The 22,578-nt window shown below is 68.7% G+C and carries 20 protein-coding genes; 3 read left to right on the top strand and 17 right to left on the bottom strand.

Translation table 11 applies throughout. The features are described from left to right. Window positions 1-32: 32 nt before the first annotated feature. On the bottom strand, window positions 33-2,609 hold the full coding sequence (locus P1Y20_RS18340) for a hypothetical protein (protein WP_304450139.1): 2,577 nt from the start codon (window positions 2,607-2,609) through the stop codon (window positions 33-35). Window positions 2,610-3,145: 536 nt separating this feature from the next. On the opposite strand from P1Y20_RS18340, the gene P1Y20_RS18345 reads away from it, so the two are divergent. Next, entirely contained in the window at window positions 3,146-4,051 is a 906-nt protein-coding gene (locus P1Y20_RS18345; protein ID WP_304450140.1) for an alkaline phosphatase family protein, read from the top strand. Between the two features lie 174 nt (window positions 4,052-4,225). On the opposite strand, the gene P1Y20_RS18350 is transcribed toward P1Y20_RS18345, so the two are convergent. The 5 genes from P1Y20_RS18350 to P1Y20_RS18370 all read right to left on the bottom strand — a co-directional run bounded on the left by P1Y20_RS18350 (window position 4,226) and on the right by P1Y20_RS18370 (window position 10,090). Further along, on the bottom strand, window positions 4,226-6,463 hold the full coding sequence (locus P1Y20_RS18350) for a hypothetical protein (protein WP_304450141.1): 2,238 nt from the start codon (window positions 6,461-6,463) through the stop codon (window positions 4,226-4,228). A 143-nt stretch (window positions 6,464-6,606) separates the two neighbouring features. Beyond that, window positions 6,607-7,602: a glycosyltransferase family 2 protein gene (locus P1Y20_RS18355; protein WP_304450142.1), complete on the bottom strand. Its 996-nt coding sequence runs from the start codon at window positions 7,600-7,602 to the stop codon at window positions 6,607-6,609. Between the two features lie 401 nt (window positions 7,603-8,003). After that, window positions 8,004-8,582, bottom strand: a complete 579-nt coding sequence (locus P1Y20_RS18360) for a metal-dependent hydrolase (protein WP_304450143.1) — start codon at window positions 8,580-8,582, stop codon at window positions 8,004-8,006. Further along, window positions 8,582-9,676, bottom strand: coding sequence for a DUF1616 domain-containing protein (locus tag P1Y20_RS18365; protein WP_304450144.1), 1,095 nt, complete (start codon window positions 9,674-9,676; stop codon window positions 8,582-8,584). Before P1Y20_RS18365 ends, P1Y20_RS18360 begins: the two co-directional genes overlap by 1 nt. Window positions 9,677-9,814: 138 nt before the next feature. After that, complete coding sequence (locus tag P1Y20_RS18370) at window positions 9,815-10,090, bottom strand: PadR family transcriptional regulator (RefSeq protein ID WP_304450221.1); 276 nt, start codon at window positions 10,088-10,090, stop codon at window positions 9,815-9,817. Between the two features lie 349 nt (window positions 10,091-10,439). On the opposite strand from P1Y20_RS18370, the gene P1Y20_RS18375 reads away from it, so the two are divergent. Then, a complete protein-coding gene (locus P1Y20_RS18375; RefSeq protein WP_304450145.1) occupies window positions 10,440-10,988 on the top strand; it encodes a DUF7344 domain-containing protein in 549 nt (182 codons plus the stop codon). A 176-nt stretch (window positions 10,989-11,164) separates the two neighbouring features. Here P1Y20_RS18375 and P1Y20_RS18380 read toward each other — a convergent pair whose 3' ends face one another. From P1Y20_RS18380 to P1Y20_RS18390, 3 genes are all read right to left on the bottom strand, one after another. Beyond that, entirely contained in the window at window positions 11,165-11,386 is a 222-nt protein-coding gene (locus tag P1Y20_RS18380; RefSeq protein ID WP_304450146.1) for a DUF7511 domain-containing protein, read from the bottom strand. A gap of 131 nt (window positions 11,387-11,517) precedes the next feature. Beyond that, the gene (locus P1Y20_RS18385) at window positions 11,518-11,781 is read right to left on the bottom strand and encodes a HalOD1 output domain-containing protein (protein ID WP_304450147.1); all 264 of its coding nucleotides are present in this window, start codon (window positions 11,779-11,781) and stop codon (window positions 11,518-11,520) included. 78 nt (window positions 11,782-11,859) lie between these two features. Further along, a complete protein-coding gene (locus P1Y20_RS18390; RefSeq protein ID WP_304450148.1) occupies window positions 11,860-12,006 on the bottom strand; it encodes a hypothetical protein in 147 nt (48 codons plus the stop codon). A gap of 514 nt (window positions 12,007-12,520) precedes the next feature. Here P1Y20_RS18390 and P1Y20_RS18395 point away from each other — a divergent pair. Next, window positions 12,521-13,495, top strand: a complete 975-nt coding sequence (locus tag P1Y20_RS18395; protein WP_304450149.1) for an AAA family ATPase — start codon at window positions 12,521-12,523, stop codon at window positions 13,493-13,495. A 126-nt stretch (window positions 13,496-13,621) separates the two neighbouring features. Here the strand turns inward: P1Y20_RS18395 and P1Y20_RS18400 are convergent, their stop codons facing one another. The 8 genes from P1Y20_RS18400 to P1Y20_RS18430 all read right to left on the bottom strand — a co-directional run bounded on the left by P1Y20_RS18400 (window position 13,622) and on the right by P1Y20_RS18430 (window position 22,212). After that, the gene (locus P1Y20_RS18400) at window positions 13,622-14,305 is read right to left on the bottom strand and encodes a DUF7519 family protein (RefSeq protein ID WP_304450150.1); all 684 of its coding nucleotides are present in this window, start codon (window positions 14,303-14,305) and stop codon (window positions 13,622-13,624) included. After that, window positions 14,302-15,585 (bottom strand): DUF58 domain-containing protein, encoded by a 1,284-nt coding sequence (locus P1Y20_RS18405; RefSeq protein WP_304450151.1) that lies wholly within the window; start codon window positions 15,583-15,585, stop codon window positions 14,302-14,304. The genes P1Y20_RS18400 and P1Y20_RS18405 overlap by 4 nt, the downstream gene beginning before the upstream one ends. Further along, entirely contained in the window at window positions 15,582-16,202 is a 621-nt protein-coding gene (locus P1Y20_RS18410; RefSeq protein WP_304450152.1) for a DUF7269 family protein, read from the bottom strand. The genes P1Y20_RS18405 and P1Y20_RS18410 overlap by 4 nt, the downstream gene beginning before the upstream one ends. Continuing rightward, entirely contained in the window at window positions 16,199-16,933 is a 735-nt protein-coding gene (locus P1Y20_RS18415) for a DUF4129 domain-containing protein (protein WP_304450153.1), read from the bottom strand. The genes P1Y20_RS18410 and P1Y20_RS18415 overlap by 4 nt, the downstream gene beginning before the upstream one ends. A 171-nt stretch (window positions 16,934-17,104) precedes the next feature. Then, window positions 17,105-18,913, bottom strand: coding sequence for a glutamine--fructose-6-phosphate transaminase (isomerizing) (gene glmS, locus P1Y20_RS18420; protein ID WP_304450154.1), 1,809 nt, complete (start codon window positions 18,911-18,913; stop codon window positions 17,105-17,107). 451 nt (window positions 18,914-19,364) lie between these two features. Further along, complete coding sequence (locus tag P1Y20_RS18875) at window positions 19,365-19,556, bottom strand: DUF7563 family protein (protein ID WP_438359936.1); 192 nt, start codon at window positions 19,554-19,556, stop codon at window positions 19,365-19,367. A 201-nt stretch (window positions 19,557-19,757) separates the two neighbouring features. Next, entirely contained in the window at window positions 19,758-20,333 is a 576-nt protein-coding gene (locus tag P1Y20_RS18425) for a DUF7344 domain-containing protein (RefSeq protein ID WP_304450155.1), read from the bottom strand. Window positions 20,334-21,012: 679 nt separating this feature from the next. Continuing rightward, complete coding sequence (locus tag P1Y20_RS18430; protein WP_304450156.1) at window positions 21,013-22,212, bottom strand: Cdc6/Cdc18 family protein; 1,200 nt, start codon at window positions 22,210-22,212, stop codon at window positions 21,013-21,015. Window positions 22,213-22,578: the final 366 nt, after the last annotated feature.

The raw sequence follows: 22,578 nt of genomic DNA on the forward strand, positions 1-22,578 counted from the left end.
TGCCTGTCAGAAAACGTGGGTGAGGGCGACGCTCAGTCGTCGCGCTCGTCGAAGCCGACGGTCGCGGTGCCGTCGACGTCGAACGCCGTCAGGTCGCCGTCGAAGCGGTAGGCGTCGACGCCGCCGGAGACCGACCCGGTGACGGTGCCGCCGTCGATGCGGTCCTCGGCGCTGACGGTGCCGATGTCGGCGTACTTCTCGACCTCGCCGTCGACCTCGAAGCGGTAACTGCTCTCCTCGCCGTCGCCCTCGACGACGATGAGGTTCGGGAGGGAGTCGTCGCCGAACTGCTCGGGCGCGACCTCGGTGCCGTTGACGCGCACGGTGGCGTCGCCGTCGAGCGTGACGCTCGTGATGTCGCCGTCGAAGCGGTAGGCGTCGACGCCGTCGGAGACCGCACCCTCGGCGCTGCCGCCGGAGATGTTGTCCTCGCTGTCGAGCGTCCCCTCGGGGTCGGGCGCGATGACGCCGTCGACGGTGACGCCGTAGGAGGTGACGCCCTCGCCGCCGACGAACTCGACGACGTTCTCGGGGAGGAGGTCCTCGGGCGAGACGACCTCGCCGTTGTGGACGACCTCGGCGTCGCCGTCGAGGACGAAGCTCACCAGCCCGCCGGTGAACCGGTAGCTGTCGACGCCGCCGGTGACCGCACCGGCCGCGACCTGCTTGGTGACGTTGTCCTCGTCGTCGACCGTCCCGTCGCCGTCGTTGGCCTCGAGCGACCCGGAGACGGCGAACTCGTACTCGGCGTAGTCGCCCGTCCCGCGGACCGTGAGGATGTTCGTGCCGCGCTTCGCCTCGCCGAGCGACGCCGGCGGGACGTTCTCGCCGTCGACCTCAACGACGGGGGGGTCCCCGTCGAACTCGAAGGCGGTGACCTCGCCGTCGAAGCGGTAGGTGTCAGTCCCGCCCGCGACGGTACCCTCGGCGCTCGACCCGGAGATACCGTCGTCGTCCTCCAGGTCGTCGCCGGCCTCGAGGGCGCCGTCGACGGTCAACTGGTAGGTCGTCGGCGCGTCGACGTCGGGGCCGGGGCCGGAGATGGCGATGCGGTTCGGGAGCGCGTCCTCCGCCGCATCCGCGTCCTCGGGCTCGGGTCCTGATGGCTCCGTTGATGGCTGCTCCTCGTCGCCGCCGCTCTTGCGCCAGTCGGCGTTCGGCGCGGGACAGGAGTCACGGCTCGTGATGTTGTTCGTCGCGACCTGCGAGCCGTTGAACACCGTCGCCTTGCCCGGCACCTTGATGTTCGTGTTGACGACCTCGCTCCCGCCGGAGTTCGACATCGTCACGCCGTCGCTGTTGCCGGTCATGTAGACGCAGGCGTCCTTGACGACCGACCCGGGACGGGTGTCGAGGTTGATGGCGCCGTCGCGGGTGTTCGCCGACCCCGTGACCGAGACGTTCTCGATGGTGATGCCCCAGGGCTTCTCCGGGGTCTTGTGCCCGCGGTTCGAGAAGCGCTCGCCGGGGGCCAGCGCCCGGATGGGTGCCATCCCGTCGACGTCACAGCGGACGCGGGTGTTCTTGATGGTCAGGTTCCCGTCCGAGGAGTTGATGGCGATGGCGCCCTGCCCCGGTTCGGGGACCGACTTCACGATGACGTCGCAGTTGTAGACGCCGCCGCCGGACTTGCCGTGCTGCCCGCTGGCGAAGTAGAGTCCGTTGACGCCGCCGGGGTCGCCCGTGTTCTCGGGGTGCCAGTTGTCGAAGTCCGCGACGATAGTGGAGTCGCGGATGTACGACCCGGCGCCCATGCGCATGACCGCCATGTCGTTGTTCTTGAAGAAGCAGTTCTCGAAGTTCGTCGACCCCTTGTGCTTGCCCGTGTAGAGGCCGCCGTCGCCGGCCGCGTTCTCGATGTGACAGTCGCGGAAGACGAGCGTCCCCATGTGCCCGGAGAAGACGCCGCCCGCGCCGTCGTTGACGGCGTGGGGCTGGTGGTCGGAGGGGCCCTTCTGGACGAAGCCCGTGACGAGGCCCTCGCCGTCGGGGTCGGTGAGCTTCGGCATGAGCCCCCAGCGGTCCGTGTCGCCCGAGGTGTTGAACCCGGCCATCTCGACGTCGTGGATCTGGAGGTTGTCCTCGATGACGAAGCCGAGGCCGATGTCGCCGGCCCCCTTGTCCATCCCCTGCTGGAGGGTGACGTTCTCGAGGAGGATGTCGCTCCCGCCCTTCAGGTAGAGGAACCAGCGCGAACTGCCGTCGGCCGTCCGGAACTGGACGTCGCTCTTGTCGTCGCCGAGGCCGCGGATGCCGAAGCGGCTGACCCCCTGCTGGATGCTGTAGTCCCGGAAGACGTACTCGCCCGCGGGGAACTCGATGAGTGTGCCGTCCTCCATCGCCCCGTAGAGCGCGTCGTCTATCGGTTCGTTCCCGTTCGGGTCCATCCCGAGGTCCTCGACCGCATTGACGACGCGGTCGAAACTGATACCGCGGTGCTCCGTCGCGGCGGAGGCCGTCGCTGTGCCAACTGCGACGGTCGCCGCGGCGGCAGCACCCATCTTGAGGTATTGACGCCGGTTAAGCAGAGATTTACGCCCGTCGTCGGACGTCGTCTCCGTCGACGCCTCCGGATGCGTCTCCGGTTCGCGTGCCGAATCGTGTGCCATGCGTTTCGTAGCTTCCGCTTTACGATAATAAGTGTTGCGTGTCTTACATAAGTTCGGACGCATGACTATCTACGAATAAGACCAGAAACTGTCGGACACTCATCGTTCTAAAATGGTCCGGTAACGAGTCAATTAACGCCGCTAAATAGGTGTACTACCCCTTCTACGGAGCATTTCCGACGACGTGCTTCGAGAGTGATACGAGTTCATGATACACAGCGTAGATAATCTCGACAGGAACACGAGCGGTCGAATGTGAGTTAGTGGGCGGAGACTGTCATATAAATGGAAAACTGTGGCGTACAGAGTGGTGTACGGCGGGCGGTGACACACCCCGGATATCGGTTAGCGTGTCCTGCGCGAGTTCGACCGATTATCGTGACGTTAACCCTCCTCGAAATGTGACTGAAACGTAATTTTCATAAATTTCATATCAATTTACTTCGAAAAGTAGCAAGTTCATGTACCTATCGACCGGAATGAACATCGGGGATACGTGATACGTAACAATACGTCCGCCACGCGTCCGGCGGAGTATGTACTCACTGCGGCAGTTGAAACGCGCGGTCGACAATCCAACGTTGTTCATCGAGGAGACGAATCGAATCGCCCACCGGCGGCTGAACCGATGGTCGTACAACGAACGGGGTGTCGACGTGTTCGCCGAGGACTGGGACAACCTCGTCGTCCTCGACGCCTGTCGCTACGACATCTTCGCCGAGCAGCACTATCTCCCCGGACGGCTCGAATCGCGTGTCTCGCGGGGGTCGGGGACGTGGGAGTTCCTCCAGGGGAACTTCGCCGGACGCAGCCTCGAGGACGTCGTGTACGTGACGGCGAGTCCGATGCTCCACCGCAACGAGGACGAACTCGACACTCGCCTCCACGCCATCGTCAACGTCTGGCAGGAGGAGGGGTGGGACGAGACGTACCGGACCGTCCTCCCGGAGACCACGACGGAGTACGCCGTCCGCGCGGCCGAGGAGTACCCGAACAAGCGCATCCTCGTCCACTACCTCCAGCCCCACTACCCGTTCCTCGGACCGACCGGACAGGAGCACTTCCCGCTCGACAGCCTCGCCATCTGGCACGAGGTGAAGGCGGGGACGCTCGACGTCCCCGACGAGATACTGTGGCGGGCGTTCCGCGAGAACCTCGACGTCGTCCTCCCCTACGTCGAGGACCTCCTGGAGACGCTCGAGGGGCGCAGCGTCGTCACCGCCGACCACGGGCAGGTCATCGGCGAGCGCTGTTACCCCATCCCCGTCCGCGAGTACGGCCACCCGCTCGGCATCTACATGGACGAACTCGTCCGCGTCCCGTGGCTCGTCCACGACAACGGCGACCGGCGCGTCATCACGAGCGACCCCCCCGCGGAGGTCGAAGAGGACATCGACTACGCGGTCGTCACCGACCGCCTCGAACAGCTCGGCTACAAGTGACGCGCCGGGTACACGCCCCGTTCTAGCCGTCCCCGCCGTCGAGCACGCGGGATTCTCCGACGCTCGGATGCGATATCGAACGGTCCTGACCGATGCGATGACGGCACCGCTCACGCTCGCGACGCGAGCGTACGCCCGTCAAAGAAAGGGAGGAGACGAGCCGAAAGGCGGCGGTCAGCCGAAGAAGAACCCGCCGTCGTCGTCGGACGAGTTCTCGCCGCCGCCACCACCGCCGTCGGTGTCGTTGGTGTCGCCGCCGTCGTCCGTGTCACCGCCGCCACCGCCGGTCGTGTCGTTGGTCGCGTCGCCGCCGTCGTCACCGCCCGCGCCCGCGTCGTCACCGTCACCACCGTCCGTATCGTCGGCCGCGTCGCCGTCGTCGCCACCACCGCCGCCGAAGTTCCCGCCGGACAAGCCGTCGCCGTCGCCACCGCTGTCGTTGGCACCGCCCGCGTCGCCACCGTCGTCGCCGCCACCGCCGCCGAAGTTCCCGCTGGAGGGGGGTTCGCTCTCGGTGGGGCTCGGCGTCTCGCCGACGAACGTCCCGTCGCCGCCGCCGGTGCCGTTCAGTTCGGCGGGCGCCGCGTTGGACCCGGAGCCGGTGACGTAGTACACCTGCATCCCGTTGCTCGACTGGATGCGGCTCACGCCGGGGGCGTCGTCGAGGCCGTCGAAGCCCGACTGGTTGTAGCGTAAGCCCTTGTACGCCCCCATCTCCAGCTGCCTGTTGTAGTCACTGACCACCAGGTAGTACGGCTCGTCGTGGTAGGCGGTGAGGTTCCCGGCCCGTAACCGCTCGTTGCTGGGGGCCGTGATCGTCGGACCGATGTCGACCTCCTGTGCCTCCGCGAAGCGACCCGGCCCCTTGCGGATGCCGGTGTACTGAATCTCATCGGCGCGGTGGTCGAAGGTCATCTCGTGGCCCGTCGCCATCTGGTCGGAGACGTGGTGGGTCGGCTTGTAGATGTACGGGGAGGGGAACATCACCAGCGTCGAGAGCAGCAGCGCGACCAGCACGCCGGCGACCGCGAGCGTCTTCAGCACGTTCGAACTGCGCGTGCCGCGCGTCGCGGTGTAGATGGCGTGGAGCGTGATGGCGCCGAGGATGGTGACGATGACCATCCCGAACCCGAAGTGCCGGAAGAAGTACCCCGAGATGTTCCCGATGAACTGGAGCAGGAAGAACGGCGTGAGCGTCAGGCCGCTGTAGGCGAAGTAGGTGACCGCGGCGTTGCGCTCGGGGTTCCGGTCGCCGAGACGCCCGGAGAACGCGACCAGGACGAGCACGGCCGCGAGCGCGGCGAACACCGCGTGGACGAGGAACAGCTTCGCGAACAGTTCGGGCATGCTCGCGCCGATGGAGGTGATGGAGTCGCCCTGCTGGGCGACGTTCGCGCCGACGCCACCGCTGCTCTCGCCCCCGCCGATGCCGATGAACCCGGTGACCGACTCCGAGAGGTTCCCGAGGAACTTGAACACCTTCGGCTGGCGGAGGATCCACAGCGCGAAGAGGCCGAACCCGGCGAGCGTCGGCGCGAGCAACGAGCGCGCCTCGCCGATGGCGGCCCCGCTCGGGAGCCACCGGTAGACCCGCTGGACGGCGACGATGGTGGCGAAGAAGATGAGGACGTTCAGCGCCACCTGCGGGTGGAAGAGGATGTTCGCGAGGAGCACGACGGCGAGCAACAGCCCCGTCGCCGACGTCATGTTGCGGAGCGCCGACCCGCGCTGGGCGTCCGAGAGGTACTTGAACAGCAGGAACAGCACGAGCGGGAAGAGGAACGTCGTCAGCGAGTAGGGGTGGAAGTCGATGAACGTCGAGATGTTCGTGACGGGCAGCAGGAAGGCGCCGGAGAAGGCGCCGATGACCGTCGCCATGCGGTCGCCGACGAGCGCGCGCACCGAGAGCGGCACGAACAGCAGGTAGACGGTGGCGGTGAGGGCGATGATGAGTATCATCGACCGCGAGACGGTCATCCCGGTGAACGCGCTCAGCGTGGCGGCGAAGGCGTGGCCGCCGGGGTAGACGAGACCGAGGACGCTCTGTGAGCCGCTGGCGACGCCGCGCGCCCACCCGAGGTGGGTCAGCGCGTCGGCCACGCCGTAGCCGTGGTAGCTCCTGATGAGCGGGAGCGAGATGATGGTCGACATCCCCATCACGAGGAGGCCGAGCGCGGCCGGCACCAGCCAGCCCCGGTCGGCGTCGGACCCCCACGCCGCGACGGCGACGGCGACGACGAACGCGACGGCGAGACCCAGCCAGGTGAGGAGGGGCGTCGCGCCGTAGATGGAGAGTTCGTAGTTACTCGCGGGGGACTCGCGGGCCACCAGGATGGCGAACGCGAGCGCGAGAAAACCGACGGTCAGCGCCGCTTTGGCGCCACGACGGCCGGGGCCGTCGTCAACGAGCATCGTCCCTCCGGGAGGAACGACCCGGCACTCCCTCTGACATTAGTTGGTCACTCATACGTGTCCACTCGTCCTTTGTTACGGGGGTATTACCGTTCGAGTGCGTTAGTTTCCGTCGGTTGCGTCCGACGTCGCGGGTCGGTTGCTCAGTTGCGCTCGGCGTCCGCCATCAGGTGGTCGTTGAGTTCGACGTCGTAGGCGAACGCGAGGACGAGAAAGAGCGACCCCACGAAGAACACGAGCGACGAGAGCATCCCCCGGACGAACACGCCCTGTGCCCACGTGACGCCGGTGTAGAGCCAGCCGACAAGCCCCACGAGCATGGCGACGACCGAGAGGCCGTAGCAGAGCGCGACGGGGTGGAAGTCGAGCAGGAGGTACTTCAGCTTGATGCGCCGGCGGAAGTTGCGAAAGAGCAGGAGCGACACCCGCGGGATGAACGAGCCGTACTCGATGGTGCTCTGTTCCTCGCCGTAGATCGCCGAGTGAGGGACGTCCGCGACGCGGAGGTCCTGGAGGTTACACTTCGCGAGGATGTCGTTGAGGAACCCGTAGTCGTCGTAGAGCTCGTCGACCGGGATGCGCTCCAGAGCCTGCCGCGAGATGGCGCTGTAGCCGTTCTGTGAGTCGGAGACCGACCAGTAGCCACTCGATACCTTGGTGAGGAACGTCAGCATGACGTTGCCGAACAGCCGGAAGCGCGACATGCCCTGCCAGGAGCGCCGCCCGGAGAGGCGGTTCCCCTTGACGTAGTCCGCGCGCCCCTCGACGATGGGGTCGAGCATCCGGTCGAGGATGGCGGGGTCCATCTGGCCGTCGCCGTCCATCACCGCGACGAGGTCCATCTCGTCGTCGAGCGCCTCGCGGTAGCCGAACTTCACGCTCCCGCCGCGCCCCAGGTTCCGGTCGTTGCGGAACGGGAGCACCGTCGGCTGGTGGCCGCCGTCCGCGAGGACGACCTCGCGGCGTTCGTTGACCGCGCTCGCGTGCTCCTGTATCTCCTCCCAGGTGCCGTCGGTGCTCCCGTCGTCGATGACGTAGACGCGGTCGACGAAGCCGGGCATCGTGTCGATGACCCGGCCGATGAGCCCCTCCTCGTTGTAGGCGGGGACGACGACGCCGACGGAGTGGTTGCGGTACATCTCAGCGCCCCCCGGTCGGCGCCCGTCTCGCCGGACCGGAAGGTACCGAGCGCGACCTGTCCGACCGGGTCACGCAATCACGACTCGCAGGAACGTCCGTCGGTTGTGTCAGTACGTACATTTCATCTGGGGTCGATGCCCCGGCGTTTGCCAGTGGCACTCAGTTATGAAAGAAATGTAGTCTGTCGTGCTTTGTTATGCTGTTCCTTCGGCTCGAGGCTCCCGAAAACCGAAGCGTTCAGGCTGTGACAAACCGCGCACAGGCGTCAGACGCACGGCAGACGGCGTTCTCGGGTGAGTGGGAGTCCCACGCCACGTAGAGTCACCGTTGTGGCAACGTATTGTCAAGAGACGTCGACCGGTCGCCGAGCGAGGACGACGGCCTCGGCGCGTCGCTCGGCTCAGTGGTCCTCGAGCGGCGTGGTCCGTCCCCGGGGGCGCGGGAGCCCCGGCGTCCCGTCGTACACCCAGAGGAGGAACGCGACGCCGAGGAGCGCGACTTCGAAGGCGACGTACGCCTGCCCCTCCGGGCTGGCGGCGAGGTCGTACGTCCGCGAGAGGAAGAACGTGAGGTTCTCGAAGAACCCCGTCCCGGAGTCGTTGACCGTCGAGACCAGCGGCCACAGCAGCACGTCGAAGTTCACCGGCTGACCGTAGATGACCGGGTGGACGGCGTCCATCGGCGGGTGGAGCGCGTACGCGACGGCGAAGCCGACGCCCACGGGTGCGTAGCCGCGCCACCACGCGAGCGCCACGACGAGCGCCGAGAGGGTCACGATAGTGAACACCGAGTGCGCGAGCGAGATGCCGCTCGGGAGGACGCCGAACTCCCACGCCAGCGGCTTGTCGACGAGGTCGGGAAACTGCGAACCGAGGCCGATGGCGATGACCGTCGCCGCGTCGGGCGCGCGACGCCAGAGGACGTGGACGAGCAGCGACGCCGCGATGTAGCCGATGGCGAGGTGCTCCCAGGGCCACATCAGGCGGCCCCCGTCCCCGGCGCGACGAGGGCGGGTGACTCGGGCGGCGCCTCGCTCTCGTCGCCGGGGTCGGTCTCCGACTCGGGGGTCTGGACCTCGATGTACGTCTGTCCGTCGGCGTTGTCCGGCGAGGGGTTCTCCGGCACGTCGTCGACGTACAGGAGGTAGACGAGGCGGACGCGCTCGCCGTCGAGCTGCGAGGTGACGATGTGCTCCTGTTGCCAGGAGTCCCCCTGCTCGACGGTGTTGCGGTAGCGGTCGAGTTCGGTCGCCTGGGTCACCTCCCCGCTCGCGTCGAGGCGGTGTTGCTGGATGACGACCGTGTACTCGGTCGCCCGGTCCTGGTTGTTCTCGAGGAGGAACGAGAGCTCGGCGGAGTCACCGGCGTTCATGTCGGTCGGGTAGCCCGCCTGGACGAGGTAGCCGTCTTCCGTCTCGACGCCGACGGTGAAGTCCTCGTACTGCGTGCCGTCCTTCGGCGCGGCGAGCCCGACGGCGAACGCGCCGGCCGCGAGGACGACGCTGACGGCGAGCGCCACCGACAGCGCCGTGTCGAGGGCGGTGTCGTCGGTCGCGTCGTTCACGCCCGCGACCCAGGTACCGACGGGGAGGGCGTACCGGTCCTCGGACGGGACGCGGAGGCGGCGCAGCGTCGCGACCAGCGCGAGCGCCGCCGTCAGCACGGTGACGACGATGGCCGCCGTCGTGGCGGTCACCGGCCCGGGGTCGGCCGCGACGACGAGCCCGAGGATGGGCAACAGCGCGACGCTCAACCCGAACCCGAGGGCGGCGCGCTCGACGCTGTCGATACCGGTCTCGGCGTTCGCCGACAGCCGACCGAGCAGCGAGGCGCGCGAGCGCGCCGTCGAGCGCTCGGCGTCGTAGTCCGGCGCCCGACGGGGGAACGCGGCGGCCGCGAGGGCGTAGCCCGGGACGAAGAGGATGGCCGGGAGGGTGAGGACGACCCGGAGGGAACTCCCCGGTCCGCCGAGCGCGTTGAGGAGGAGGAGGAGGTCGACGGCGCCGAGGTAGACGAGCGCCAGGACGAGGTCGAACGGTATCGCACCGACCGACCGCACGCCGCGGCGGCTCATTGCCCGTCCCCCCAGTCGACGGCGGGGACGTGGCTGGTGGCGGTAAGCTGCATGCTCGTAGCGAGAGGGAGGCGATACGCGGCCATTGTTATAGGGGTGTTACCCGAAACAGGGCTCGCGGGGTCAAACGTCCGTCGGTCAGAGGTCGACGTACTGGTCCTCCCAGTCGCGTCGCTGCTGGAGCGCGTCCACCCCCTCGTCCGAGACGACGTAGTAGTTCGTCCGGCGGTCGATCTGCCCCTTCTCGACGAGGTCGCGGTTGACCAGCACGTCGAGGTTCGGGTAGAGCCGTCCGTGGGTGATCTCGCGACCCGTGTGGGCCTCCAGCTCCTCCTTGACCGACTGCCCCGATGCGCGATCCAGCCCCGCGATGACGTACAGCAGATCGCGTTGGAACCCGGTGAGGTCGAATATCTGCATGTCATGTGAAATAATCGGATAACCGATTTTGTTAGTTACCGTGTAACTAGTCAGTATCCTGAAACCCGCCGGGGGCGCCGCCGCGTCGACGCGTCGTCTCCCGAGCCGCCCCACCGCTAGTCAGGGTCTAGCGCGTACCGAACCGCCGCCGACGCCCCGTCACAGGGGTCGTTAGGCCCGGATAGCCACTCGGTAACAAAGAGAGCGTATGCCGCAGTAATGTTCATGTTGATGTTGGTATCGTCGCGGGCGCCCCGTGTCGAGCGCGCCACGGGTCCGACCACTGCGCAGAGTCGCGGGCACGGCGATACGCGTCACCCCGGAACCACACCAGGACCCGTTGATGTCTGAGGAATCGACCGAACTGGAGCTCGACGACGCGTTCAACATCCTGAGCAACTCGCGTCGCCGGTACATCATCTACTACCTCCACACCCGCGGGGAGTCGGCGACCATCGAGGAGCTGGCGAGTCAGATCGCCGCCTGGGAGAACGACATCCCGGTCGACGACCTCGACGACACCGCGCGCCGGCGCGTCTACGTCTCGCTCTACCAGACCCACCTGCCGAAACTCGACGACTTCGGTATCGCCGTCTACGACCGCGACGAGGGGACCGTCGAACTGACCGAGAAGGCCGAGGAGATCGTCCGGTACCTCCCCGTCGAGCGCCGCGACACCCCGGCGTTCACCCGCTACTACGTCGCGCTCGCCGGCGCGGCCGTCCTCGCGCTGCTCGGCGTCGCGCTCGGCATCCCGCCGTTCACGGTCGTCCCGGGCGCGCTGGTGGCCGCCGTCTTCGCCGTCGCCCTGGTGGCGCTGGTCGCCTACCAGTACGTGCTGACGAACCGGAGCGCCGACGACAACCTCCTCGAGCTCGAGAACCTGGATTGAGCGCGGGACCGACGACACCGACGCGTGAGAGACGACACCGACCGTGAGAGCCGTCGCCGCGCGCGCGTATGTGGTTTGTAGGGTAGCGTTCGTAGAACGAATGTAGGGTAACGCTCGTGGAACGAATCGGGAAACGCCGTAGAAGCGGAGGGGAGCGCCGAGAACCGTCCGTCGCCCTATCGGATGGCCGTGATGTCGACGACGGAGTCCTCGGTCGCGGAGACCCACCCCGTGATGATGTCCTCGTCCGTCGCCCCGCGCGTGTAGAACGTGTAGAGATCCGCCGCGTCCTCGTGCGGCTCGACGGTGTACTCGAGGTCGAACTGCGGCCACGCGAAGAGCGAGCCCTCTGCGGGTTCGAGTTCGCGCGTCTGCGACGTGTCGATGTTCTCTCTCATGGGTGTTCCCCGAGGGGTACCGGTACAGAAGCCTGAGAACAGTATAGTTACCCACGAGTTACGCCGCGGCGCCGTGGACTCAATCGCTCACACCGCCGCCGTAGGGACGGCCCAACTCCCACGGGACCGCCTCACTCGAGGGGTGGCTCGGCCGGTCGGCGGAGCTCGACGCGGCCGTCGTCGTGAGCGCGGACCCGGTACGCCCCGTACTCGAACGCGACGACGCCCGCCGAGAGCGTCCCCTCGAACATGGCGTCGAGGGCGTCGGCGTCGATGACCTCGTGCAGCGGCGGGTCGAGGTAGACGGGGTCGACCCGCTCGGCGGCCGCGATGGCCTCGACGACCGCGGTGCTCATCGGGACGTCGCGCTCCCCGCCGGCCTGACTCCAACCCATTCGAGGTATGCTCGAACACACCACGCTTAACTGTGCCGATTGTTTCCGGTGACGTCGCGGACGGGCCCCCTGTCGGGGTCAGAACTCGTAACAGGCGATGGACGTACTGTCGCAGCGCGGACACGCCTCCGCGTCCGCGTCGAGGGTCGTCCCGCAGCGCCGGCACTCGTAGACGCGGTCGGACGGGGCGTCGAACCGGGTGACGACAGCGCGGAGGAGACTCACGTGACACTCACCATGGTGTGCAGTTCTGCGAGTCGAGGTACTACTACCTATCGAAACGAGTCACGGGGGGCCGACGCTGTGGGTGTGACGCACGTAGAACGAAGGCGCGTGGGAACGGGCAGCGGGGGTATGGCTGGCAGTGACGATGGCACGTGGGGCCCCCGAGACCGTTGTGGCCCATGCGACTCGACACCCCCCGATGGGGAGGGGCGCAGTCAGGACTCACACAGCTACCGGCTTAGTTATCAAGCTTCTACACACTCGGGAAGTGAATAACGTCGGCTTTACGAGTGTATCGGAGTCATTACTATCACTTTTATATCACAGTATCGTGGCGGGATGCGTCGCGCGGTGTCCCCCGACGCGTCGGCGCCACGACCCCAGCGGGGGACGCGACGGGCGCGAGGACGGTCCGGCGTCGGCCCCCCGGTGCGACCGGGGGGCGCGCCCCGAACGGGGGAGTTTTCAGGCGTATGTAACCGATAACGAAGTACTATCACTTCGAGATGAGAGTATGGACGTACAGACAGTTCACGCCCGGAGCGACGCCATCCTCGACGAGGTCGCCCGGGCGGTCATCGCGGACCGGACGGTCCTGCGGTCGGTCCTGACGGCGTTTCTCGCGCGCGGGCACGTCCTGCTGGAGGACGTGCCGGGGACGGGCAAGACGCTGACCGCGCGGTCGGTCGCCACCGCCCTCGACCTCTCGTTCTCGCGCGTACAGTTCACCCCCGACCTCCTCCCCTCGGACGTGACCGGCACGCACGTCTTCAACGAGCGCGAACGGGCGTTCGAGTTCCAGGAGGGGCCCGTCTTCGCCAACATCGTGCTGGCCGACGAGATAAATCGTGCGTCGCCGAAGACCCAGTCCGCCCTCCTCGAGGCGATGGAGGAGGGACAGGTCACCGTCGACGGGACGACCTACGCGCTGCCCGACCCCTTCTTCGTCATCGCGACGCAGAACCCCGTCGAGCAGGAGGGGACCTTCCCCCTCCCCGAGGCCCAGAAGGACCGCTTCATCCTGAAGACGAGCCTCGGCTACCCGGACGAGGAGGGCGAACTGGAGATACTGAACCGGCGAGCCGAGCGGACGGACCAGATACCGAGCGTCGAGGCGGCCTGTACCGGCGAGGAGGCGACGGCGATGCGCGAGGCCGTCGAGTCGGTCCACGTCGACCCCGACGTCCGCCGGTACGTCACGCGGCTCTGTCGCGCCACGCGCGAGGACGCCCGCGTGAAGACGGGCGTCTCGCCGCGCGCCACCCAGCGGCTGTTCGAGGTGAGCCGCGCGCTCGCCGCCGCCACCGGCCGCGAGTACGTCACCCCCGAAGAGGTGAAGACCGTCGCGCCGGCCGTCCTCGCCCACCGCCTCGTGCTCACCGCCGACGCCCGGGTGGGGAACGTCGAGAAGCGCGGCGTGGTCGCAGACCTCCTCGACTCCGTGGAGGTGCCGACGGTGTCGTACACCCGACGGACGTCCGTCCAGTAAGCGCCGCGCCGTCCGCTCGTTCTCCGACCGACGCCCGCCGAGCGACGGCGTCGACCGGGAACGCTCGGCGGGAACGGGAGAGGAGGGGAGGAGAGGGGGTCCGGGGGAGAGGAGGGGAGGAGCGCGCTACCGGTAGAGGACGACCATCAGCGTCACCGCCGCCGCGAGCAGCAGGACGAGGCCGGCGATGGGGACGCCGGTGACGTCCATCTCGAACAGCGCGAGCGCGAGGCCGACGCTCGCGCCGCCGACGGCGGCCGACCAGCCGGAGTGCGCCAGTTCGACCGGCCAGGTGCGCGCGTCGGCGCCGAGCTGGTCGCCGAGGTTCACCGCCCGCTCGCCGGCGTCCCACGCGACGACGGCGCAGACGAGGCTGGCGAGCGAGGCGGGCACCGACGCGGCGCTGGTCGCCGCGCTGAGGACCGTCCCGACGACGACGAAGGCGACGCCCGTCGAGACGAGCCGACGCGCGACCCGTCGCCGGAGCGGGACCACGCCGAGCGCGAGTACCGGAACGCCGAGGAGGCCGACGAGTTCGGCCCGCTGGGTGACGGCGGTCGTGAGCGCGAGGCCGACGCCGAGCGCGCCGAACGAGGCGAGGACGCCGAGGAGGCCGACGCTCGCGCCGACGACGCGGGCGCCGCGGCGGAAGACGGCGACGCCGAGCGCGAGCAGGGCGACGCCGGCCAGCGAGACGCCGACGGCCGCGAGCTGTGCCGGCGCGTTCGCGACGCTCGCGACGGCGGCGAGCGCGCCGCCGACCGCGAGCGCGCCGCTGACCGGTCGGGGACGACGGACCACGCGCGTCACGCCGTCACCTCCTGGATGCGGACGACGGCCGTCCCGAGCGGTTCCTCGGGGTCCCAGTCGACGACGGGTATCTCGGCCTCGCGCAGCGAGTGGATACGGTTCGCGCGCGCGACGCGCGCGAGGCGACCACCCACCGTCGACGAGGAGGCGACCTCGGGGCTGACGACGGTGACGGCGTGGCCGGTCGCCTCGAGCGAGAGGGCGGCGCTGGCGGCGAACTCGTCGACCAGCGGCGAGAGGAAGACGACCTGTGCGTCCCGCGGCAGTCGCTTCTCGAGTTCCTCGAGCTGGCCGTCGACCCCCTCGTCGGTCTCCGGCGGTCGGGGCGAGAGCGTCGGGTGCGTCGCCAGCAGGTCGCGGGCCGTCCGCTCGTGCTCGGCGCCCGTCCCGGCCGGCAGCCAGCAGAACTCCCGGCCGAGCGCCGCGAGCCCCACGTAGTCGCGCGTGTCCGAGAGCGCCGTCAGCAGTTGCTCCGCGCCGGCGAGCGCGTAGGCCACCCCGTGGGGGGCGCCCGCCTCGCTCGCGCGGTACGCGGCCGCGCGCGCGTCGACCAGCAGGACGACCGAGGCGGCGCGCTCCTCCCTGAACTCGACGGTCGTGAGGTCGCCCGAGCGCGCGAGGCGCTTCCAGTCGATGCGGCTCATCGGGTCACCCCGGCGGTACTCGCGCGTGCGGTGGAACTCGATGCCGCTGCCGCCGTCGTCCGTGACGAGGCGCCCCGCGTCGAGGCGGGTCTGGCGACGGAGCGGCACCTCGGGGACGGCGTCGGTGCAGGTGAGCACCGTCGGCGGGTCGGCCGGGACGCGCGCCTCCACTTCGAGACCGCCGCTCGCGTCGCGCAGGAACACCGTCGCCGGGTCGAACTGGTGGCGGCCGTACTCCGCGCCGACGGCGTAGGCGAACGTCGTCGACCGCCCCGGGAGGAGCACGGCGGCGTGGCGCGGCGTCCCCGAACGGACGGCGAGCATCGCCGGCACGCCGTCGACCAGGCGGACGTCGAACAGCGGCCAGCGACCCGTGTTCGTGACGGTGACGGTCACCTCGACCTCGTCGCCGCGGCGAGGCGTCCCGTCGGCGAGCGTCCGCTCGACGCGCAGCGACGGCGTCGGTCGGCCGGTGACGCGGGGGAACGCGGCGTAGGCGACGCCGACGACGGCCAGCAACAGCACCTGCGAGCGCGCCGTGAGGACGCCGACGGCGCCCGCGAGCAGCGCCACCGCGACGATACCGCGCCACCGGCCGGTCCGCCTGACGGCGACGGTCTCGACCGACCCGGTCATCGCGCACCTCCGGCCGGATTCCCCTCGGCGCGGGTCGCGATGGCCGTCGCGGCGGCGGCCGTGCCGTGCTGGAGCCACGACCGGCCCCGGAGCGCCGCCGCGAGGCGGCTCCGGACCGGCGCTCGCCCGCCGGCGAGGAACGCCGCGGCCGCGGCGTCGTCGGTCCAGGACCCCTCGTCGACGCGGCGCTCGGCCTGCGCGCGCGGGCAGTTCTCGACGCGCATCAGCGTGCGGACCGCCTCCTCGCGCAGTCGCTCGCGCAGGCGGTCCGGTTCGTCGGAGAAGAGCGTCGCGCGCAGGCCGAGGCCGTCGGCCACGACCGCGTCGAGTTCGCTCCCGACGACGGGGACGCCCTCGACCGTCTCGGGGGTCGGCGGGTCGGCCTGCTCGACGCGGCCGACCGCGCGGACGACGAGCATCCCCAGCAGCGCGACGGCCGCGAGGCCGCCGAAAACGGCGAGGAGCTGATAGTCGCTGCCGGCCGCCTCGATGGCCGCCTCGACGGGCAGCGCCCCGGCGAGGGAGGGGACGGCGAGGACGGCGAGCGCGCCGACGAACCCGAGCGCGCCGACCGCCACGACGGCGTACCGGAGGGCGCGCGCGAGACGCCCGGTCACGCCGAGTCACCCCCGTCGGCCCGGGTCGGGACGCCGGGACGGCCGACGCCACCGGACGGGGCGGCGCCGTCGACCCGGTCGAGGTCCCGCCGGAGGCGCCCGAGGTCGACCTCGGCGGGGTCGGCGCCCCCGTAGCGTACCCGGTCGTAGGCGTCGCGCAGGTCGCGGACGGCGGCGGCGTCGAAGCCGGCGTCGACCGCCGCCCGGGCGCACTCGGCGGTCGTCTTCGTTCGCGGCGCGTCGACGCCCGCGCGCTCGACGAGCGAGAGCCAGGCCCGCTCGACCTCGTTGGCGGGCCGGGCGACCCACTCGGCGTCGGGGTCGGACGGCGACTCGTCTCCGGCGGGGACGAACGCGGCGAGCAGCGCGAGCAGACGGGCTGCGTACCGGCGGCCGAGCGCCAGCGCCACGACGAGACAGAGCGCGCCGACGAGGTACGGCAACAGCCGTTCGAGCAGCGCGAGCAGCCACGTCCACCACGGCGGTTCGGAGGGGCCGTCCTCGCCGCCGCCACCGCCGCCGCCCGCCGACTGCTGGCTCCGTTCGTTGCGCTCGACCTCGTCTTTCACCTCGCGGGCCTGGTCCTGCGCCAGCGGGAGGCTGTCGTAGTCGAGGTCGACGATCTCGTCCGGGTCCGAGGAGAGCGAGGAGTCGAGCGTCGTCGCCGAGACGCCCATCGCGACGATGCAGATGAGCGCGACGGCGGCCGAGACGACCCGGTCGGTCGTCACGCCGCGCTCACCGTCCGCCGTCTCCTGTTCGTTGCGACTACACTCACGTTCAGTTAGAATACATCCACGCGAGATAGTCATAGTTAGTCGTCTGCTACGGCGGGGGAAGGGACCGACGAGAGCGCGAGAGTACGAGCGAGAAAGGTGATGTGTGGACGCGAACGACGGGGGCTACTCGACGGTGACGCTCTTGGCGAGGTTGCGCGGCTTGTCGATCTCGCGGCCGAGGCCGTAGGCGGTGTGGTACGAGATGAGCTGGAGCTGGACGTTCGCCAGCAGACCGGCGAGGTCCGGGTGGGTGTCGGGGACCCGGAGGACCTCGTCGGCGACGTCGCCGACGGCCATCCCCTCGGGCGCGATGGCGACGACGGTCGCGCCACGGGTGCGCGCCTCCTCCGCGTTCCGACGCGTCTCGTCGCCGCGCGCGCCGGTCAGGAGCGCGAACAGCGTCGTGTCGCTCGTGACGAGCGCGAGCGGGCCGTGTTTCAGTTCGCCGGAGGCGAAGCCCTCGGCGTGCTCGTACGTTATCTCCTTGAACTTCAGCGCCCCCTCCAGCGCGACCGGGTACTCGAAGTCCCGGCCGATGAAGAAGTACGACTGCCGGCCGATGTGCTGTTCGCTCACGCGCTGGGCGGTCGTCGCGTCGATGAGGTCCTCGATGCGCTCGGGGAGGGCGTCGAGTTCGCGGAAGAACGCCGCCGCGTCCTCGCGGGGCGTCCCCCGCGCCGAGTCCTGGGCGATTCGGTGGGTGAGCATCGTGAGCGTCGCCACCTGCGAGGTGAACGTCTTGGTCGCGGCGACGCCGATCTCCGGACCGGCGCGGATGTAGAGCACGTCGTCGGCCTCCCGCGAGACGGTCGAGCCGACCACGTTCGTGAGCGCGAGGGTGCGCGCGCCGGCGCTCGACGCCCGGCGAAGCGCGCTCAGCGTGTCCGCCGTCTCGCCGCTCTGGGTCACCGCGACGACGAGGGTGTTCTCGTCGACCGTCTGGAGGTCGAAGTACTCGCTTGCACGGCTCGTCGTGGCGGGGATGCCCGCGCGGACGAGCTGGCGCTCGCCGCAGAGCGCCGCGTGGTAGGAGGTGCCGCAGGCGACGAGGTGGACCTGCTCGACGTCCTCGAAGCTCCCCTCGGAGAACGTCTCCAGGTCGACCGCCCCGTCGTCGATGCGTCCCGAGAGCGTCCCGCGGAGCGCCTCGGGCTGGGTGTGGATCTCCTTGAGCATGTAGTGCTCGAACCGGCCCTTGCCGGTCTCCTCGGCGCTCCACTCGATGCGCTCGCTGTCGCGGCTCACGGTCGTACCGGTGTGGTCGCGGATGTCGGCGCCGGTCGGCGAGACGACCGCCACGTCGCCGTCCTCCAGGTAGACGACCTCGTCGGTGAACTCGAGGAAGGCGGGGACGTCGCTCGCGAGGTAGTAGCCGGCGTCGCCGACGCCGAGGACCAGCGGCGAGTCCTGGCGGGTCGCGTACACCGTCTCGCTCCCCTCGACGAGGACGACGAGCGCGTAACTGCCCTCCAGTTCCTCGACCGTACGCGCGAACGCCGTCTCGATGTCCGCACCCTGGTCGACGTGGTACTCGATGAGGTGCGGGACGACCTCGGAGTCCGTGTCGCTGGTGAAGACGTAGCCCTCCTCCTGCAGCGTCCGACGCAACTGCTCGTAGTTGTCGATGATGCCGTTGTGGACGACGGCGATGCCGCCCGACTGGCTGACGTGGGGGTGGGCGTTCGCGTCGGTGGGCGGGCCGTGCGTCGACCAGCGAGTGTGGCCGATGCCGACGCTGCCGTCGCCGACGTCGCTCGCGATGTGGTCCTTCAGCTCGCTGATCTTGCCGGCCCGCTTGCGGACCGCGAGGCCGCTGCCGTTCTGTACCGCGATGCCCGCGGAGTCGTACCCTCGATACTCGAGGTTCTCGAGCCCCGTCACGAGCTCGCCGACCGCGTCATCCGTGCCGATGCATGCGATTATTCCACACATTAGTGTTGTCTGAGGGGTGGTCTCGGTTCGCGTCCGTCGACCCGCCGCAGTGGGCCGACTCTCACCTCATCGGCGGGGATACTCTCGTACGGTACATTATTATAGGCCGAGTACCAGTCGGGCCGTGAACGGTTCACGTCGATTCACACCCCTCGGACCATCAGGTCGCCATCGGGCGGTTTTTCGGACGTAATCACGCCGTGAACGGTCGGTCAGAACCCGTGAAACGTCAGACACGAGTCAGCGAGCAGGAGAGTCAGGGAACGGCGACCGACACGGGCCGGTCGGTGGGATGCTCGACGCACGCGTGCGACCGATAGCCGTCCGGTCACCCGGTTCCGGGGCCGTCGGACGCGTCGCTCGGCGGCGTGGGACGTCAGGTGGCCGGGGTGTGACGGCCGGCCACGTGACACAAGGGTAGGAACACGTGCGGGCTCCCGGTGGGAGTCCACTACGGTGTCGACCGTGGGTCCTGGATGTGTTTCCCGTCACGGAGGTCCCGGGCCGTGAGACAGCTCAGGCAGCCGTGGACCTCGTCGTGGTTGTCCCCGAAGACGCGCACGAACTGGTGCGTGACGAACGCTCCGCATGCGCTGCATCGGCGTTGTGCGTCGGCCGACTGTACGGTGTGGACCCAATCCATTGCTCGACACCGGTTCACCCATTCGCATCGGGGTGCTTTGCTATCCCCAACATAACCCGGGTTATGAGCTACTTATCATCGCGACTGGATGTCCGCGCGCGCCGGCCGGAACACCACGACGGACCCGGTACAGCTACAGACGCTCGCTACCGAGGGGGACGCGTCGCTCGGGGGGTGCGAGCCGTGAAGAAACGGGGGCGGTTACCGGTAGACGACGGCGAACGTCGCCGCGGCGAACAGGACCGTCACGACCGTGGCCAGCCAGAGGCCGGCGACCGGGAGGACGCTCGCCCACGCCGCCGCCGTGAGGACGACGCCGAGCACCGTCGCGACGCCGTGATAGCGCAGGACGAGCTGCCTGACGTCCTCGACGGGGCTCTCGGTCTCGCCGGGGACCTCGAGGTAGGGGAAGAGCTGGTCGGTGATACCCGTCCGCTCGACGGTGCCGCGGCTCTGGTCGTAGTGTATCACGCCCGCCTCGTCGAGCTTCGGGAGGTGACACTGGTAGAGGCCCACGTACACCCGCTTGCGCTGGGCCGAGGAGAGCGCCGTCACCTCGACGTCGTTCTCCAGTGCCGCGATGTGCTCCGCCACGTCGCGCATGTCCACCTGGTCGTCCGCGTCGCGCAGGTAGCTGAGTACCCGCCGCCGTCGCTGGTTCTGCAGGAGGTGAAAGAGGTCGTCTTTCGGGATAGGGGCGACCTCCTCGGTCGTCCCGTCCTGCTCGCTCTCAACCGCCGCCGTGCCATCGCCAGTCGTGACTGCCGTTGCATCCATATCTAGATCACCCAGACCTTCACACTATTCGAGACTGTGAAGGGTATTGAACCTGTCCCCCAAACAGTTAGGTTCGTGTCGTGTTCTCGTCGCTCGCCCCCGGTCGAAGTGCACGTCGACGCCACGTGGCGCAGCGACGGGCCGGCGCGGCCGCTCGTCCGTCGCACGCGGCGAGGAGTCGCGAACCGCTCGTCGACCGGAGAGGCGGGGGGACGCCGTCTCATCGCTCGACTCGTGGGGGGCCGTCGAGGCCGAGCGTTCGTGCCATACCACTGTCGTGCGCCGTCCCCGCGACCGTCGCGGTCGGAGGGGAGTCACGGTGCACGACGTCGTGTGCCAGGGGTGGTACCGGGGTCCGACCGACCGCGCGCGCGGTCGTGGTGCCCACCGACGTCGCTCCGAGGACGGGGTCCGCTGACCCTCCCATCGTGTCCCCGGCGTCGATGGTGCGACGGCCGTACCCGGCAACGTGCTGCACCATGTCGCTTCGGAGTGCGAGGGCCGGGGTTAAAAGAGCCTCGGCTACCGACGGGTCAGGCGGGACCACGGTCCGGTACGGGTGAGACACCGCGTTTCCGGTGAATCGGCGGAGCGAACACCACGTTTCCGGTGAATCGGCGAGGCTGACACCGCGTTTCCAGTGAACCGGCGCGGGCACGGGGACCCGGAGCGCCGCGACTCAGTCGATGGTGTCGGCGAGGACGCTCTGGACGACGGTCGGGTCCTCGAGCAGGCGGTGTTCGGTGTAGCTCCCCTCCGCGCTCCCGCCGCTGTAGCGCGACTGCTCGATGACGTCGAGGAAGGCGTGTTCCTTCAGGAGGTCGCGGACGCGCCGCAGCGAGAGCGACTCCGAGCCCTCCTGGCGACAGACCTGCTCGTAGAGTTCGTAGATGCGCGTCGTGCGGAACGCCTCGTCGTCGTGCTCGTTGAGCGAGAGGACCGTGAGGGCCTGGAGGACGTACCGCGAGTGGGGGGTCGACCCGCGGATGAGTTCCCTGAACCGGTCGGTCTCCGCGCGCTGGCGCGCCTGGACGACGAACTCCTCGCGGACGACGTCCGCGCCGGTGGACTGGGCGATCTCGCCGGCGTAGCGCAGGATGTCGATGGCCTTGCGCGCGTCCCCGTGTTCCCGCGCCGCGAGCGCGGCGGCCCGGGGGACCACCGAATCGTCGAGGACGCCCTCGTGGAAGGCGTCGCTGCGTGCCTGCATGATGTCGCCGAGTTGCTGGGCGTCGTAGGGTGGGAAGACGAACTCGCGCTCGCAGAGGCTCGACTTCACCCGCTCGTCCATCCGGTCTTTGTACTTGATCTTGTTACTGATGCCGATGACGCCGATCTTGCACGACGTGAGCTTCCCGGCCTCGCCCGCGCGCGAGAGTTGCATGAGGATGTCGTCACCGTCGAGTTTGTCGATCTCGTCGAGGATGACGAGGACGACGTCGTACCGGGTGTCGAGGATGGTCCAGAGGCGCTTGTAGTACGTCGCCGTGCTGATACCCTTGTCGGGGATGTTGATACCGGTCGCTGCGGCGTCGTTGAGGCTACTCGCGATGGTCTGGACCGCCTGCGTCTCCGTCGAGTCCTGCGCGCAGTCGACGTAGGCGTACGCCGTCGTCACGCCTTCCTCCTCGGCGGTCCTGATGAGGCGACCGGAGACGTACTTCGCACACAGCGACTTCCCCGTCCCCGTCTTCCCGTAGATGAGGACGTTGCTCGGGCTCTGGCCGAAGATAGCCGGGTTGACCGCGTTCGCCAACTGACCGATCTCCTCGTCGCGCCCGACGATGCGTCCCTCGTCGGGGAGGTGGTTGATCTCGAGAAGTTCCTTGTTCACGAAGATAGGGTCTTCTCGGATGAATAGGTCGTCCGTGTCGGTCATTCGTTGGACACCACGTTTCCGGTGAAACTGCTTGACTGTTTCCCATACAGCCGGGTGGAAGTGAAAACTTCTGTTCTTCTGTGAAATCTGGTGTTTAGTAGTGTTATGTCGAGGAGGTGATTTTATTACGAGTTGTTCGTAAAAGCGAGACACACACACCGCGTTTCCGGTGAAACGGGGTGCGAGAGGGGGTGGGGTGCAGTTGAAGGGGAGGTCGGCGGGGGAGACGAAACGGAACGAGCGACGTGGACGAGGGAGAAACGACACGGACGAACGAGAACCGTGGGGCCACCCGACGGGAGACGAACGAGGGGTCGAGAGACCGGAACACGGCTTCGAGACGAGACACGAAACGAGCCGAAGACG

Source organism: Halomarina ordinaria (assembly GCF_030553305.1).
Classification (GTDB): Archaea; Halobacteriota; Halobacteria; order Halobacteriales; family Haloarculaceae; genus Halomarina; species Halomarina ordinaria.